The organism is Paraflavitalea sp. CAU 1676, from assembly GCF_029223285.1.
Taxonomy (GTDB): domain Bacteria; phylum Bacteroidota; class Bacteroidia; order Chitinophagales; family Chitinophagaceae; genus Paraflavitalea.
Genome location: NZ_JARHUJ010000006.1, coordinates 413,882 through 429,910, shown reverse-complemented (window position 1 = coordinate 429,910; position 16,029 = coordinate 413,882). Strand labels below are relative to the sequence as shown.

Genomic DNA, 16,029 nt, shown 5'->3' with positions numbered 1-16,029 from the left:
AATCACCCTGGATGATCAATGTGATATTATATGAGGACAATCCCCAACTGAGAGAAGGGTTGGCCATGCTGTTGAATGGTTCCGAGGGATTTGAAGTCATCGGCACTTTCAAGAACTGCAACAATGTGGTGAGTGAGGTGGAAGCGTTAAAGCCCGATGTTATTTTAATGGATATTGATATGCCGGGAACCAATGGCATCGAGGGTTTGAAGTTGATTCGCCAGACTAACCAGGATGTCAAGATACTTATGCTTACTGTTTTTGACGATAACAAAAACGTATTTGACGCTATTAAAAATGGAGCAAACGGATATCTCCTTAAAAAAACGCCCCCTGCCAAATTACTTGAGTATATTCAGGAAGCACACACTGGTGGTGCTCCAATGAGTTCATCCATCGCGACACAGGTATTAAAGATGTTTTCACAGGCGCACAACCAGACCAGTAGCGACTATCACCTTTCAGAAAGGGAAAAACAGGTATTGCAGTGGCTGGTCAATGGTTATAGCTACAAAATGATCGCCTCCGAAATGTTCATTTCAATTGATACAGTTCGGTCACATATCAAAAAGATATACGAAAAACTCCACGTCAACTCCAAGAGTGAAGCCGTAGCCAAGGCGTTTAAAGACAAGATCGTTTAACAGGTTGTTCGTTAGTGTTAGTAGTTAATATCGGTAGTGCCCGCAAAGGTGCTACCAGAGCCGTTTTATTGCCAGACACGACCGATTCGATGGCAAACCAATGGACTTGCCATCCAGCAAATATGTGATGCCCCTATTGTTTGGTGCATTGAGGACAGTACGCGTTTCACATCTTTATGCTATTGCCAGCCGGGATTGTGCGCGGTAGTTTTGCTACATCAAACACAAATCAAATAATCATGAAACAGTCGATGCAGGCGGTGGCGATGGTGGCCTTTCTTGGTTGTTTTGCTATTCTTGTAATAGCAGCAGGTAGTAAAAAAGCGCGGTGGCAGGAAGACTGTCATGAGGAATGGAAGAAGGGCGTTGTTCCTGAACTGAAGGAAGCAGACCATAAAGATCAGGTGCAACCAGTGAAGGAGGTGGCACAATACTTACCGTCAAGCCCGGAATACATGATCTTCCCGGTTGAAGTTTTACACAAAATGCTCTAAGCAGCTTAGTATAAAGAACAACTTTTTATCAGGCAGTTTTTTCTCAAGGGTGGTTTACTATCCCGTCCCGTAAGGCGGGATTTTTTATGTCCATAGGCCGGACAACCAACCCAACAATAAACAGATGAACACTATGACAGGGGAGGGGATGCGTGTAAAAGACAAAAGCAGCCAGGTACCAATGATCACCCCTATATTCAATAAACTGAGTGTTTTGAATTCTGTAAGTGAAATGTCCTTCATCATATAACAAGTCGAAGCAATCATTATCCCCACGACCACAGCATTAATTCCTTCCAATGCCCGGAATACGACCGCATAGCGCTGCAGATTGTGCCATATGGGGAAAAAGAATAATACCAATAATGCACTCGGCAAGAAAATGGCTACAGATCCTATTATGCAACCCAGTATTTGCCAGGCGCTTCCTTTATCTTTCATAGACATGCCTCCCATAAAAGAGGCAATGGAAAAGACCGGACCTGGAATGGCTCTGACTATGCCAGCACCGGTGTAGAAATCGTCTCGCTCGATACTGATTACATTTTCCTTCTTAAATTGATTTTTACGAATAACCATTTCGGATTTAGGCCTCTCGACATACTGCTCATACATCATGGGAATCAATACCTGGCCCCCTCCAAAAACCAAACTTCCAAAACGATAAGTATTCTCAAACAGGTTGAGGGGCCTACGGTTGGGCCAGTCCTGGATACGTGCCAATTCACTCACTACACCGGCCGAAATGAATAGGATGGCGAACATCCAGATGTTGCCCCATTTGATCTGTTTCGGTGGCACTCCTTTTTGTGGGATCCTTTTATCACTGAGATTAGTCACAAATCCGCCGGCAACGATCAGAATGGGAAATACCCAAGGGCTTTTAAAGAGAAAGAATGTTACTATAGCACTTATTATCAGGATGACTATTGTAATGGTATTGTGAATAGCCAACCGGAAAGATTTAGTGGCGGCAAAAGCGAGAAAGCCTACTGCCATGGGTTGGATGAACTTGAACATGCTAGCTCCCTGGGCCCTTGTGTCAAAATATTGCAAAAGGAATGAAAATGCGCCCATTAGAAAACAGGCCGGAAAGATCCAGATGAGCAAGGTTAACACAGCCAGAGAAACTCCTCCTCGTTTATACCCAATGAGTGTTAATACCTGAGTAGAAGAGGCGCCTGGTAGAAGCTGGCAAAATGAATTGTAATCCAGCACCTCTTTTTCAGTTACATCCCGGCGTTGATGCACAAAGGTTTTCATCACCATGCCGAAATGACCCTGTGGGCCACCAAAGGCCGAGATGCTATGAAAGAAAACAGCTTTTAAGAATGAAATATGTCGTAACAGTACCATGAATACATTCCACGCAATGCCTGAAAGGTACTAAACTTATCAAAGCCAGGAATTATTCTGCTTTCCACTTTGAGTGAGGCTCAAAATATGCCCATAGCAAAGCTGACAACTTACGGCACAATACCCAGCCTTCATTACTGGAAGCCCAGCTTTGGTCCTCCAGATTCTTGGTGTTAATCGTATATACATAGGGGCCACTGGGAGCCATTACCAACAATGTTTCATTCCGGGATTGGTTTACTTCTCCGGTTTTTGAAGCTACGAACACATTAGGTGGAATTTGAGATATGCCATTTACATCATGATAGTTTCTGCCTAAAACACGAAGCATTCGCTCGCTCGCTTTTTTACTAATTACTTCACCCTTGTAGATCTTTTCCAGAAGAGTGGTCATTTCACGAGGTGTTGTTTGTCCCCAGCCAAATAGTCTCCTGTCGGCATCACGGCCCGGTGTTCGGGAATTTACCCTGGTATATTGCAATCCGAGACTATCAAGAATTTCATTGATCCGACTGCCTGTTCCTGCCAGACTTTGCAACCACAAACTTGCCGTGTTATCGCTCATGGTGAGCATCAACATAATGAGCTTGCTCAATTCGATCTTCTCGCCACTTTTAAAAGAACCCAGTATATCGACACCGGCATATAACAGTGAATCCTTGTAAATCAATTCCTGGTTGTAAGAAAGCTCCCCCTTTTCAATCTTATCCATTATGCCTACCACGATCGGCACTTTTACAATGCTTGCTGTGGGGAACACAGTATCGGGTTGAAAAGCGGCCACCTTGCCTGTCCGGAGATTCTTGACATATATGCCTGCTACCCCTCGCAACCTGAGGTCACTGACGAGTTGATTTATTTTTTTCTGCAGTTTTTTATCAGTGCGTGTTTGTGCACTTAATTGAAATAACGACACAATAAGAAATAGTAACACCAATAAAGACCTGCAGAATTGCATAGTAGTTTATTTGTTTTGAATAGAGTTCACTAATATAAATGCTAATATTCAATTCTGCTCAAAATATAGTACCAGTAAGGGTTTCGTGCAATGCCATATAATCCTTAAACCAATTCTACTGTATATATAACCGTTATACAGTGAAACTACAGTTAGAGTCATAAAAGACTTAGTAGTCGCATTCCTATTCTTCTTCTCATCTGAGTGAAGCTCTTTGTAGGATTTCTATGCGCTTAAATGCCGAACAGCTAGTAAGTATTTCGAAACGCGGAATGTACTAGGACTTGTAATATCCGTTACGTTCGATCTCTTCTGCGACCTTATCCGGTACAAGATACCTTATCGATTTACCAGCCTTGATCGTGTTGCGGATATGGGTGGCAGATATTTCGAGCATGGGGGCCTGTTGTACCTCTACCTGGCTTCCGTCATATGAATCTGTCACGTCATGGCCAGGGCGTCTATAGACATATATGGGATAGTTCGAGAGGATATGTTGGTAGTTTTTCCAACGGGGTAGGTTTTCAAAACTGTCACTTCCCATGATTACTGCGAACCGATGTTGCGGATATTTTTCAGCGAGGTAGGTGAGGGTATCTACAGTAAACGACGGTCTGGGAAGGCGAAACTCTATATCTGTTACTTTAAGCTGGTGGGATTGCTCTATTGACAGCTGGATGAAAAACAGTCGGTGAAACTCATTGAGTAATCCTGCAGAAGGTTTGAGGGGATTTTGCGGCGAAACGACGAACCAAACCTGGTCAAGGTCGGTATTTTGCACCATGTGCTGTGCAATGATAAGATGTCCATGGTGTATGGGGTTGAAGGAACCAAAATACAGACCGACTTTCATACCAGGTGATAATAGTGCTTTTGGTTTTGCAAAATGCGAAGCGGCCCTGAATTGAAAAGGGCTTATCGGCAATAGACAGTTTATATAAACCTGATTAGTCTCTTGAGTTATGCCATTTCCTCAATGAAAATATTATCTGCTTCATTGAGTCGAAGGCTCAGATTGTATCCAGCCACACTGATAGAAATGGGATCGCCTAGTGGTGCAATTTGTTCAACCTTAACCGTTTCGCCAGGCACACAACCCATTTCCATGAGCTTTAAAAAGAGATCGTTATCCTCGAATGACATGATCTTTCCTTTTCCTCCGGACCTTAACTCAGATAATCTTTTCATTTTGCTGTATTTATGATCGCTCAACCCGGATATAATAACACCTGAGGTACGAAATGGATCATTCGCAGGCCCTATATTGTACAGGTTCACAACAACAAATGTAGCTTTGTATCTTCTAATATTGATTACGATTTTCGAAACTTATGGCAACATTAGCATCTGTCGATTTTCATTTTCTTGAACCCGCAACCCTCAGGAACCGCACCGCGTTAAAGAAGTTTTTGAGAGCCCTTTTTAGAAGAGAAGGTACAAAGCTTGAAGGCCTTCGGTACATCTTCTGTTCGGATGAATATCTCCTTGAGATCAATCGTCAATATCTCAAACACGATTACTACACAGATATCATAACCTTTAATCTGGCAGACAAAAAGGGCCCAGTTAACGGAGAGATCTACATCAGCATTGACAGAGTGAAGGATAACGCAATTCAGTTCGATAGTTCATTAACTGATGAACTTCACAGGGTAATCCTCCATGGAGCTTTGCATCTCTGCGGCTATAAGGACAAGTCCAAAAAAGAGGAGGAAGTGATGCGTAGTATGGAAACTAAATACCTGGATAGGTATAAAAAAGCCCTTTAGATTATTAGGACGCTGCCTTTGACGGCATAAGTGAGATCACATTTTGCGCAGGGATTTATCAATACCCTTGATGATCGCCTTCATGTTTCTATTTAATCTCCGCTTTATTAAGCTACTTCATCCGTTTCTCTTTGTTTAAAGGGAGCTGCCTCACCAATGAATAATTAGGCAACTAATAAAACATAGCCGCTGTTCCCACCTCATTGATTTCTTCCCATTTTCCTAAGTACAATGCGGAGGGACTTTTGAATGCTTCTGCCTATTCTATTTCGCTTCCTGATTTTTACTGTTTAGAAAGTGTACTCCTTACTTCGGATCACTGTGAAATATTACTTCTTACAGGGAAGGTTATAGTTCTCCCTTCTGAAAGATTGTCCAATACCTAAAAGCGGCCTCGATTCATCTTAATCAACTGGTGTGGAGCTTCGGGGTATGTCCAATGATATAAACGAGCTCCGGTCAAGTTTGGCAACTTCAGGTTAGTTGGTTCATGTATCGTTCAATGGACAGATGGTCATTCCACTATAAGCATGGGGAAATTGGGCCCTTAATCCTATTCATTGAATTTGGCGTGACTATTATTAAAAAATGAATAGGAGAAGCCCTTTAGATTATTCGGTCAAGTATGTAAATGGGGTGTTTGTTGATACCATTTACTTCATGAAAATGAACCTAAAGCACTTTTGAAAATGGTTTCCCCATTGGCGGGGCAGTAAAGCATTTAAAAAAGTAGCGCATTGACTATCAAGTTTTAATGTTTACCATCACTCATTTGTCCGGTTACTGGGTCTTGCAGAAATTAGAGTACTCCTACCGTTGAAGATATCGCCATTCTATTTGAGTATTTCCATGAAAGGTGTCAATCTCTTTACCTCCGATCGCGGCTTCAATTAACTTCATTGACGGGTCTAATAAGGTATCCTGTGCAGGTAGGGGAGGTAAAGGAGACTTGTTAAGCAATTTTCTCCTTGACAGTTGGGGGTAGAGATCAGAATAATCCGAGATCCGGAAGCAACTTATGGGGTTAGATTCGGCATACGCTAAATCTGCATGATACCAACTTACCGAAAGGAGTTTGGAGGTCTACTTATCTGCCGCTGCTGGTGGCAGGTTCAGCCGCCATGGTGCTTGTAACCCAATTAATACTGAAAATCCTCTAGGTGGATTAGGAAGACATAGCGATTCTGGGAACCCGGTAGGAGATAAAGGGTATTTACTTTTAGACGGAAGCATTCTAATAACTGTAATCAACTATTAGCTATTTACATCATAGCCATTTTGTTGGACTGGATATCGTCGGAAGGAATATTCAGACAAGCTTACAATGCTCACATGACTACACCTCATAAGGTCAAAACTGGATAACATAGTGAAGAAGAGAAAAGAGATAAGGCAAGATTGGGTGTTTTTCATGGAAAATAATAGTGATTCTAGGCTGTCAAAGAGTTTTCAAGTCTAAAGTCTTTAGCTGTAGAGACCTTTCACAAAACCGGGGCTTTATATCGGACACAATTACATTTTCACACGTTCCACGTGGAACCAACCATACTCCTGACTACAATACTCCTTAGCACACGACCTTAGACCCCACAAACCTGGTAAACTCTTCCAACAAACTCCCCACCCACTTACAGTACCCTTAAGCACTCGTCCATCCTCAATGCCCCTGAGTCCCAGAACCGCGTAAACCCTACCATTAATCCTAACCCTCCATAAAACAATTCATCTTCCACCCAACATCCAAAAATGGTATCCTGCGTATTTCCAGCAACTCCACCGACATAGCTCTCCCTAAGTACCGGCCAAAAAAAGTATCATCCTCCAGAATGCAGAGCTATCCGTCATCATAGTGAAGATAATTCTACCAGACTTCAGTAGTCCTCTTAACCCTTACCCTCCAAATCAGTCAAATCCTAATCCTACTAATAAAAAAGGTTAATAATTTCAATAAGGGAGGTTAAGCTTAAGCCTTAAATAAGTTCCACGTGAAACACTAAAACTCGGAAACACCCAGCATTACTGTAATTTTGCAGCCTATGTTTCCAGAATACGATGTTATAGTAGTAGGAGCCGGTCACGCAGGATGTGAGGCCGCTGCAGCCGCAGCCAACCTAGGGTCAAAAGTACTCTTAGTGACCATGAACATGCAGACCATTGCCCAAATGAGCTGCAACCCAGCTATGGGAGGAATAGCTAAAGGTCAAATCGTCCGTGAGATCGATGCCATCGGAGGTTACTCCGGCATAGTCTCCGACAAGAGCATGATCCAGTTTCGCATGCTTAATAAATCCAAAGGTCCTGCCATGTGGAGCCCACGCTCACAAAATGATCGTATGCTCTTTGCAGCAACCTGGAGAGAAATGCTGGAGCTAACACCTAATGTAGACTTCTACCAGGACATGGTGCGCTCTATCATTATAAAAGATAATCGAGCCTGTGGAGTTGTTACGGGTCTCGGCCATGAAGTAAAAGCCAAGGCAGTCGTCGTTACCAGCGGAACCTTTCTGAACGGTGTAATCCATATCGGAGAGAAACGCTTCGGTGGGGGTAGGGTAGCAGAAAAGGCAGCTACCGGCATTACCGAACAACTCGTTGAACTCGGCTTCGAAAGTGATCGTCTCAAAACCGGTACACCTCCCCGTGTAGATGGAAGGAGCCTAGACTACACTAAAATGGAAGAACAAAAAGGCGACGACGATATTGTCGGCTTTTCTTATAAGGATGTAGCTAAACCCAAAGAACAAAGAAGTTGCTGGGTTACCTACACAAACCAGGTTGTTCACGACATCCTTAAAACTGGGTTCGATCGCAGCCCAATGTATACAGGAAGAATCGAAGGGGTAGGACCAAGGTATTGCCCAAGCATTGAAGACAAAATCAATCGCTTTGCAGAACGCGACCGTCATCAACTCTTCATAGAACCTGAAGGATGGAACACGGTAGAGATCTACGTCAATGGGTTCTCAACATCCCTTCCTGAGGACGTCCAATACAAGGCCCTTCAAACTGTTCCAGGCTTTGAGAACGTACGCATGTTCCGCCCAGGCTATGCCATCGAATATGATTACTTTCCACCAACTCAGCTAACTCACGCACTTGAAACTAAATTAATCAGCAACCTATTCTTTGCCGGACAAATCAACGGAACAACCGGATATGAAGAAGCAGCTTGTCAGGGACTAATGGCCGGGATCAACGCTCATCAAAAAGTAAAGGAACAAGAACCAGTAATCCTAAAAAGAAGTGATGCCTATATCGGAGTATTAATAGATGACCTGATCAGTAAAGGCACTGAAGAACCATACCGTATGTTTACCTCCCGGGCAGAATACAGGACATTACTTCGGCAGGACAACGCGGATCTCAGGCTCACCGAAATGAGTTACAAACTCGGGCTCGCTGACCAGGATAGAATGGACAAGGTCATTGAAAAGAGGAATGGCGCAGAAAAAATAAAGACAATTTTAAAAGAACTTTCCCTCGACCCGACCGAGGCAGATACCTTCTTACAATCCAGAAATTCAGCACCCTTACCTCACAAACAAAAGAGTGTGCAGGTGTTGCTGCGTCCAAACATTTCACTCACTGAAATGCAGCAACATTTACCTACAATTCAAAACGCACTGATTGGTTTTGACCGCGACACTATAGAACAAGCGGAAATCCAAGTCAAGTACGATGTCTACATCGAGAAAGAAAAAGAGATTGTAAAACGGATGAGCCAACTGGAGGATCTAAATATTCCGGAGAACTTCGATTACGGAAGGGTTGCCGCTCTATCGAACGAAGCACTCCAGAAATTCAAACGTATTCGACCACGTACACTTGGACAAGCCAGCCGTATCAGTGGTGTAAACCCAAGCGACGTTCAGATTCTTATGGTTTACATGGGCCGCTAATGAATACAAACAAAAAGTCACCGGCAAGTAGTTCAACACTACAACCGGTGACTTTCTATTTAAAAACTTCTACCTCAAATTCAACTGTTCAAAATACGATCAACGAAATGATCTGCTCCAGGTATTTCTGATCGACAGTATCGAATTCATCCAACTCGCTGCTATCAACATCCAAAACACCAATCACCTTTCCATCACGCACAACCGGAACCACTATCTCGGATCTCGATAAACTACTACATGCTATGTGCCCCGGAAACTTCTCAACATCTGGAACGATCAAAGTTTTCTCTTGTTCCCAACTAGCCCCACAGACACCACGTCCATAACGAATACGAGTACACGCAACTGGTCCCTGAAAAGGCCCTAAAACCAATTCATTCTTTTTTACCAAATAAAACCCTACCCAAAACCACCCAAACTGTTCCTTCAAAGCCGCGACTACATTTGCCAGGTTTGCTACCACATCTGTCTCGCCATCCAGCAATCCTTTAATCTGTGAAATCAGCGAATCGTATTGTTCCACCTTCGACCCCTTCGACACAACCAAATCTTCTGCCATACTAAATTAAATTACAAAAACATTAAATATATAAAACACCCCAACTTCTCCACAATCCGCTACTAATTTATCACAAATAACACTGAAACCCGTGGATAACACTATAATCCATATTTCGCACTGATCTCAAGCATCCTTTCTATGGGCTTCCTCGCAGCTAACCGCAACTTCTCATCCATCGTTATCTCCGGCAACTCGTATTCCATGCACAGATACAACTTCTCCAGCGTATTCAGTTTCATGTGAGGGCAATCATTGCAAGCGCAGCTATTGTCGGGCGGAGCAGGAATAAAGGTTTTATCCGGTCTTGCCTTCTGCATCTGGTGCAAAATGCCCGTTTCTGTTGCCACGATATACTCCTTTGCATCGTCTTCCTGACTGTATTTCAATAATCCTGTCGTAGAGCCTATATAATCGGCGATCCTTAGGATTGGCTCCTCACACTCCGGGTGCGCTATTATCTTCGCCTTAGGGTGCCTTATTTTGAGTCTGGTGAGCTTCTCGAGACTAAATATCTCATGCACCATGCACGCACCATTCCACAATACCATATTCCGTCCCGTCTTTTTGATCAGGTAAGACCCCAGGTTTTTATCGGGTGCGAAGATGATCGGTTGGTCAACGGGAATACTCTCCACAATCTTCTCCGCGTTGCTCGAAGTACAGATTATATCGCTCAGGGCTTTTATATCTGCAGTGCAGTTGATATACGAAATCACCAGATGATCGGGGTGCTTTGCCTTAAACTGCCTGAACAGCTCCGGCGGCGCACTATCTGCCAGTGAACATCCTGCTTTAAGATCCGGCAGCAGCACCTTCTTGTTCGGATTAAGGATCTTCGCCGTTTCGGCCATGAAATGCACCCCGGCAAAAACAATGATGTCCGCATCGGTCTTTTCCGCCTTTTGCGCCAATCCCAGACTATCCCCGATATAATCCGCCACATCCTGGATATCGGGCTCCTGGTAATAGTGCGCCAGCACAATCGCATTTTTTTCTTTTTTCAAACGCTCTATTTCTCCAAACAAATCCAACGACGGGTCAACATCCACGTCAAGAAAACCTGTTCTTGCAATATTCTCTTTTGCTTCTCCTATGTGTATATCTCCCATAGTATTTATTATTACTTCTATTATTTTATAAATAACCTATTACTATTACGGCTGTGGATTCGTGGATAAATGGTCTCTCACAAATTTTGGTAAAGTTACAACAACAGCTTTATCCACTGTTTTCCACAATCCATTAACAATCAGAATATCCCGCTGGTTGTGCATCTAATGCGCTTTTCCACGTCTGTGGATTAAAATCCACCGGTATAAATAAACACAATCCACAGCACAATATGGGTGTTAATGGAGGTGGAATAACTAAGGCTTTTTGTACACCACCCAAAGTGAAAACCCTTAGTCCGTGACTTTTGATCCAACTATCCACGAAATCCGGAGGGCAAAATCCGGGGTTTTCCACCGCATTTCGCAGTTATGCACGAAAAGCCGGGGAAACTGTTTTCACATGGACGTTTCACGCCAAAATCGACCAGGAACTCCTGAAAAACTGCCATCATTTTCCACAAATTGCCTGTGGATTACATCGATATCCAGCCTCTTCCCCTGTATTCCACCATCACTCCAAATACTTCGACACCCAGGTTGGTGGTAGAAAGCCAGCTTATCCAAAGAACTCCCGAAAAACGAAGCTTGTGTACCCCCATTCTCAATATGATCCAGAAAGTAATACATTCCCGTACTTCCTGGTCCAATACCAGTTTCAATACTGGCCCCAGACGCCGAGCCGGCGCCACTTCCTTCCGGACCAGTAAAATGGCGTCTAAAATAGATAATCCATTTCAATCATAATTGCCATATACTCAACACCATAAAACGCTGTGTTGGTGCATATTTGACCCGGTTTTCCACAATTTGTTCATAATATTTTTTCCCCTATTTTTGCCATCCGCTTAAAACAACGGGAGTAACATAATATTATATGGCTATTATTCAGACCATTCGCGACAAAGCCGCGTGGATCATTATTGCAGCGATTGCTTTAGCATTGATCGCCTTTATCGTTCAGGATGCCTTTAGTGGAAGAGGTGGTGGATTATTCAGTGGTCCGTCAACTACCTTAGGGAAGATAAACGGCAAAAAGGTAGACTATATGGAATTTGAGAAAAGGCTAAGTGTAGCGGAAGCTAACTATGCCGCCAATGGTCAGCCAGTTGATGAAAACTTCCGTCAGCAGATCCGTGAAAGTCTTTGGAACGAATATGTGGAGAATGCTATACTTGATAAGGAAATGGACAAGCTCGGATTCGAGATCAGTGACAAGGAGAAAGGAGATATATTATATGGAGTAAATCCTCCCCAACAACTGCGTCAGCAATTCACTAATCCGCAAACCGGTGTTTATGATGCAAACGAAGCGCATAAGGCAATTCGTGGATTGAAGAAAGGCTCACCTGAGTTCAATAATTTCTGGGGTGAGTTTGTACCTGCCCTCGCAAAGCAACGTATCCGTGAAAAGTTTGTCGGTATGATCGGCAAAAGCTACTACGTACCCAAATGGCTTATCGAAAAAAGAAACAATGACAATAGCCAGATCGCGAGCATTTCTTATGTAAATGTTCCTTACGCGAGCATTGCCGATTCTACTGTCAAAGTTTCTGATGACGATATCCGCAAATTCGTTGACGAACACAAGGAAGCATTCAAACAAGAAAAGAGCCGCGGTGTAGAATATGTGTTATTCAATGCTGCACCCAGCACTGCCGACTCTGCGGCAGTAAGAGATCGCGTGGAAAAACTGAAAGATTCTTTCGCTACTATCAGCGACATCAAATCTTTCCTGTTGCGCGAAAACAGTCAGGCTCCTTATTATGCAAGCAATATTACCCGTAAGGAAATTAAGATCGAGAAAATTGATTCGATCGCGAAAACACCTGTAGGTGGAGTTTATGGACCCTACCTTGATGGAAATTCCTATGCCCTGGCTCGCATGGTAAGTGTAAAGCAATGGCCCGACACTGTAAAGGTTCGCCACATCCTGGTAGCTACCCATACCCGCGATCAGCGTTCGGGTGAATTTGTACCTGTTCGTTTGGACTCTACTGCAAAGCGTATTGTAGATAGTGTTGAAGGGGCAATCAGGAATGGTGCCAATTTCGATACCCTCTGCGCCAAATACTCCGACGACGGTAATAAAGACCAGGGCGGTGTTTATGATAATTTAGTAACAGGCCGCATGACCGAAGAGTTCAACAATTTTATCTTCGACCGTCCCACTGGTTCAAAGGGAGTAGTGAAAACTGAGTTTGGTTATCACTATATAGAGGTGCTTTCTCAGAAAGGCTCTTCACCTGCTTATAATATCGCCTATTTCTCTCAACCTGTGTACCCCAGTGATCTCACTACCAATACAGCGCACCAGCAAGCTTCTTCATTTGCAGCCGAAAGCCGCAGCAGGCAACAGTTTGAAGACAATATCAAAAAGCAGAACCTTACCAAGTTCAATGCCTACGATATTTCTCCGCTGGAAAGCAACATCCCAGGACTGGGTACCAGCCGTGAACTGGTTCGCTGGATCTACAACGACGCCAAGGTCGGTGATGTATCAGCACAACCTTTCTTCATCGGCGACAAATACATAGTACCTGTTCTTGTAAACAGCTACGAAAAAGGTACTATGTCTGTAGAAAGGGCAAGACCTTTGGTTGAATACAGAGTGCGTAACCAGAAGAAAGCCGAGCAAATTGCTCAGAAAGTAGGAACAGCTGCTTCTCTCGACGCCGTAACAAAAGCAATGAACCAACCAGTTCAGCAACTCGACAGTATTCAGTTCTCTGCCGGATATATACAGAACCTGGGAAATGAAAGCAAGCTAATCGGTGCTTCTTTCAACAAAAATTACCAGTCAAAAGTATCTGACCCTATTTTCGGTGAAATGGGTGTGTTCTATATCAAGGTAAACAATATTAGTGCCCTGCCAAGTGCAGGATTGGATATAAAAACCCAACAGCAAATGGCTGCCCAGCAGATCCAAAGGGCCAGCTATATGGTAATCGAAACATTGAAGCGTGCTGCTGATATTACCGATAACCGCTATAAGTTCTACTAAGCGACTATAACATATAATATTATGGAGATCCCGTTCTTACCCGTTGTACCAAACGGCGCGAGAACGGGATCTTCATTTAGGATAAATCCTGTTGCTTTTCCTTTTACATCAACCAATTACGATGTAACTTTGTTAATATTCGGAAACGGCGTTTTGCATGAGTGATGAGATTATCAATAAAGTTGCTGCCAGTGGGCTCATAACACTGGATCTGGAGGAATACTATCCTAAAGATGAAATAGCGGTATTTGACCTGAAACCTCATCTCTTCATGGGTATGATCCTTAAAGAAAAGGATTTCCGTACGGCGATGCAGCAATTGGACTGGACTGTTTACGGTGATAAAGTTGTGGCTGTCACCTGTTCCGCCGAAGCCATTATACCTATGTGGGCCTATATGCTGGTAGCTACCTACCTGCAGCCCGTTGCAAAAGACATCATCTTCGGAAATGAACAAACTGCCCGACAGCAGCTTTTTGTACGAAATATAGAGGCTATCCCTGCCGACCAATATATCGATCAACGTGTGGTAGTGAAAGGGTGTGGTGATGTACCGATCGGAGAATTTGCCTACCTCGAGATCACCAAGAAATTGAGGCCGGTAGCCAAAAGCATCATGTATGGCGAGCCGTGTAGCACGGTCCCCATCTTCAAAAAGAAATGATTGTATGAACGTCCTGCCATATACGGTGGGACGTTTTTTTATACCAAAGTTCACCAACCAGTTTTTGCCGTATTGCTTTGTGTGCCCCTCATAGTGCGGCCATGATTGAGGCGTGCTACACCGGGCTATTGTCAGATCGGGGGAACTGCGGCTAACAGGTCCTAAAACAAACATTTCTTCTCATGGATGTAGAAATATTATCGCGTATACAATTCGCATTTACCATTGCATTTCATTACATCTATCCACCGCTCAGTATTGGCCTGGGCCTGCTCCTCGTGATCTTCGAGGGCATGTACCTGAAAACAGGCGACAAACGGTACGAACAGATCACCCGTTTCTGGATCAAGATCTTTGCACTCATCTTTGGTATCGGTGTAGCCACGGGTATTATCATGGAATTTGAGTTTGGCACCAACTGGGCCACTTATTCTAAATACGTTGGAGATATCTTTGGAAGCGCACTGGCCGCAGAAGGCATCTTCGCATTTGCCCTTGAATCCGGCTTCCTCGGCATCCTCATTTTTGGTTGGAACAGGGTAGGACCTAAAGTCCATTTTTTCTCTGCCATCATGGTATTCCTGGGCTCCATGTTCTCCGCAGTTTGGATCGTGGTGGCCAACTCCTGGCAACAAACGCCTGCCGGCTTTCGGATTGTCGGCGAAGGCATGAACGCACGAGCGGAAATTACCGACTTCTGGGCCATGGTATTCAACCCCTCCAGTGTTGAAAGGCTCACCCATGTGTGGATAGGCGCTTTCCTGGCGGGTGCCTTTTTGGTGTTGAGTGTAAATGCCTGGTACATTTTAAAGAACAAACACCTCGACATCGCTAAACCTTCTTTTAAAATAGCCTTATTCACTGCCACCATTTGTTCCTTGCTTCAACTGGCGGCAGGCCATAAGAGCGCTGATGGTGTAGCTAAAAACCAACCCGCCAAACTTGCCGCCCTTGAAGGTCATTACGACTCTCTGGCCACCGGCGATATGTACCTCCTGGGATATGTCAATAACAAAACCCAGCAAACTACCGGTATTCGAATTCCCGGCGGCCTTTCCTTTTTACTCCATGGAGATTTTAAAACTCCTATAAAAGGATTGAACGCCTTTCCCAAAGAAAACCGCCCTACGCAGGTCAATGCCATTTTTCAGTTTTACCATATCATGGTAGGTATCGGCATGACGATGATCGCGCTGACTCTTTTCGGCACCTGGCTTCACTTTCGGAATAAACTGTTCGATAAACGCTGGGTGCTTTGGATCTTCGTGTGGGCAGTGCTTTTGCCACAAATTGCCAACCAGGCTGGCTGGTTTGCTGCCGAAATGGGCCGGCAGCCCTGGGTGGTGTACGGACTGCTGAGAACTTCCGACGCGCTTTCAAAAGCCGTTACTGCCAACCAAGTACTATTCTCACTCATTATGTTCATGGTGGTCTATCTGTTGCTTTTCATCCTATTTCTATACCTGCTTAATAAGAAGATCGTTCATGGTCCGGTAGACTATGGAACGAAAGAAGATATTGAAGAAGGCAGTAAACGAGACAACCCTTTATTAGTACACTAACATGC

The 16,029-nt window shown here is 43.9% G+C and carries 13 protein-coding genes; 7 read left to right on the top strand and 6 right to left on the bottom strand.

Annotated elements, in window-relative coordinates; genetic code table 11:
- Window positions 1-11: 11 nt before the first annotated feature.
- Window positions 12-644, top strand: coding sequence for a response regulator transcription factor (locus tag P2H89_RS21520; protein WP_275830746.1), 633 nt, complete (start codon window positions 12-14; stop codon window positions 642-644).
- Between the two features lie 239 nt (window positions 645-883).
- Entirely contained in the window at window positions 884-1,138 is a 255-nt protein-coding gene (locus P2H89_RS21515) for a hypothetical protein (protein WP_275830744.1), read from the top strand.
- 84 nt (window positions 1,139-1,222) lie between these two features.
- Here the strand turns inward: P2H89_RS21515 and P2H89_RS21510 are convergent, their stop codons facing one another.
- From P2H89_RS21510 to P2H89_RS21495, 4 genes are all read right to left on the bottom strand, one after another.
- Complete coding sequence (locus P2H89_RS21510) at window positions 1,223-2,494, bottom strand: chromate transporter (RefSeq protein ID WP_275830742.1); 1,272 nt, start codon at window positions 2,492-2,494, stop codon at window positions 1,223-1,225.
- A 52-nt stretch (window positions 2,495-2,546) separates the two neighbouring features.
- Window positions 2,547-3,452: a serine hydrolase gene (locus P2H89_RS21505; RefSeq protein ID WP_275830740.1), complete on the bottom strand. Its 906-nt coding sequence runs from the start codon at window positions 3,450-3,452 to the stop codon at window positions 2,547-2,549.
- Window positions 3,453-3,729: 277 nt separating this feature from the next.
- Entirely contained in the window at window positions 3,730-4,305 is a 576-nt protein-coding gene (gene nadD, locus P2H89_RS21500) for a nicotinate (nicotinamide) nucleotide adenylyltransferase (protein ID WP_275830738.1), read from the bottom strand.
- Between the two features lie 107 nt (window positions 4,306-4,412).
- Entirely contained in the window at window positions 4,413-4,640 is a 228-nt protein-coding gene (locus P2H89_RS21495) for a FeoA family protein (RefSeq protein ID WP_275830736.1), read from the bottom strand.
- A 143-nt stretch (window positions 4,641-4,783) separates the two neighbouring features.
- Here P2H89_RS21495 and ybeY point away from each other — a divergent pair, with 143 nt between their 5' ends.
- Together ybeY and mnmG are read left to right on the top strand one after the other, a co-directional pair.
- Window positions 4,784-5,221 (top strand): rRNA maturation RNase YbeY, encoded by a 438-nt coding sequence (ybeY, locus tag P2H89_RS21490; protein WP_275830734.1) that lies wholly within the window; start codon window positions 4,784-4,786, stop codon window positions 5,219-5,221.
- A 2,036-nt stretch (window positions 5,222-7,257) separates the two neighbouring features.
- Window positions 7,258-9,120 (top strand): tRNA uridine-5-carboxymethylaminomethyl(34) synthesis enzyme MnmG, encoded by a 1,863-nt coding sequence (gene mnmG, locus P2H89_RS21485; RefSeq protein WP_275830732.1) that lies wholly within the window; start codon window positions 7,258-7,260, stop codon window positions 9,118-9,120.
- Between the two features lie 88 nt (window positions 9,121-9,208).
- Here mnmG and P2H89_RS21480 read toward each other — a convergent pair whose 3' ends face one another.
- Both P2H89_RS21480 and nadA read right to left on the bottom strand, forming a co-directional pair.
- Window positions 9,209-9,682, bottom strand: a complete 474-nt coding sequence (locus P2H89_RS21480) for a GAF domain-containing protein (protein WP_275830730.1) — start codon at window positions 9,680-9,682, stop codon at window positions 9,209-9,211.
- Between the two features lie 101 nt (window positions 9,683-9,783).
- A complete protein-coding gene (gene nadA, locus P2H89_RS21475) occupies window positions 9,784-10,794 on the bottom strand; it encodes a quinolinate synthase NadA (protein ID WP_275830728.1) in 1,011 nt (336 codons plus the stop codon).
- Between the two features lie 877 nt (window positions 10,795-11,671).
- Here nadA and P2H89_RS21470 point away from each other — a divergent pair.
- The 3 genes from P2H89_RS21470 (at window position 11,672) to P2H89_RS21460 (ending at window position 16,024) form a co-directional block, all read left to right on the top strand.
- Complete coding sequence (locus P2H89_RS21470; protein ID WP_275830726.1) at window positions 11,672-13,798, top strand: peptidylprolyl isomerase; 2,127 nt, start codon at window positions 11,672-11,674, stop codon at window positions 13,796-13,798.
- A gap of 157 nt (window positions 13,799-13,955) precedes the next feature.
- Window positions 13,956-14,462, top strand: coding sequence for a DUF2480 family protein (locus tag P2H89_RS21465; RefSeq protein ID WP_275830725.1), 507 nt, complete (start codon window positions 13,956-13,958; stop codon window positions 14,460-14,462).
- Window positions 14,463-14,644: 182 nt separating this feature from the next.
- Window positions 14,645-16,024, top strand: a complete 1,380-nt coding sequence (locus tag P2H89_RS21460; RefSeq protein ID WP_275830723.1) for a cytochrome ubiquinol oxidase subunit I — start codon at window positions 14,645-14,647, stop codon at window positions 16,022-16,024.
- The last annotated feature ends 5 nt before the right edge of the window (window positions 16,025-16,029 follow it).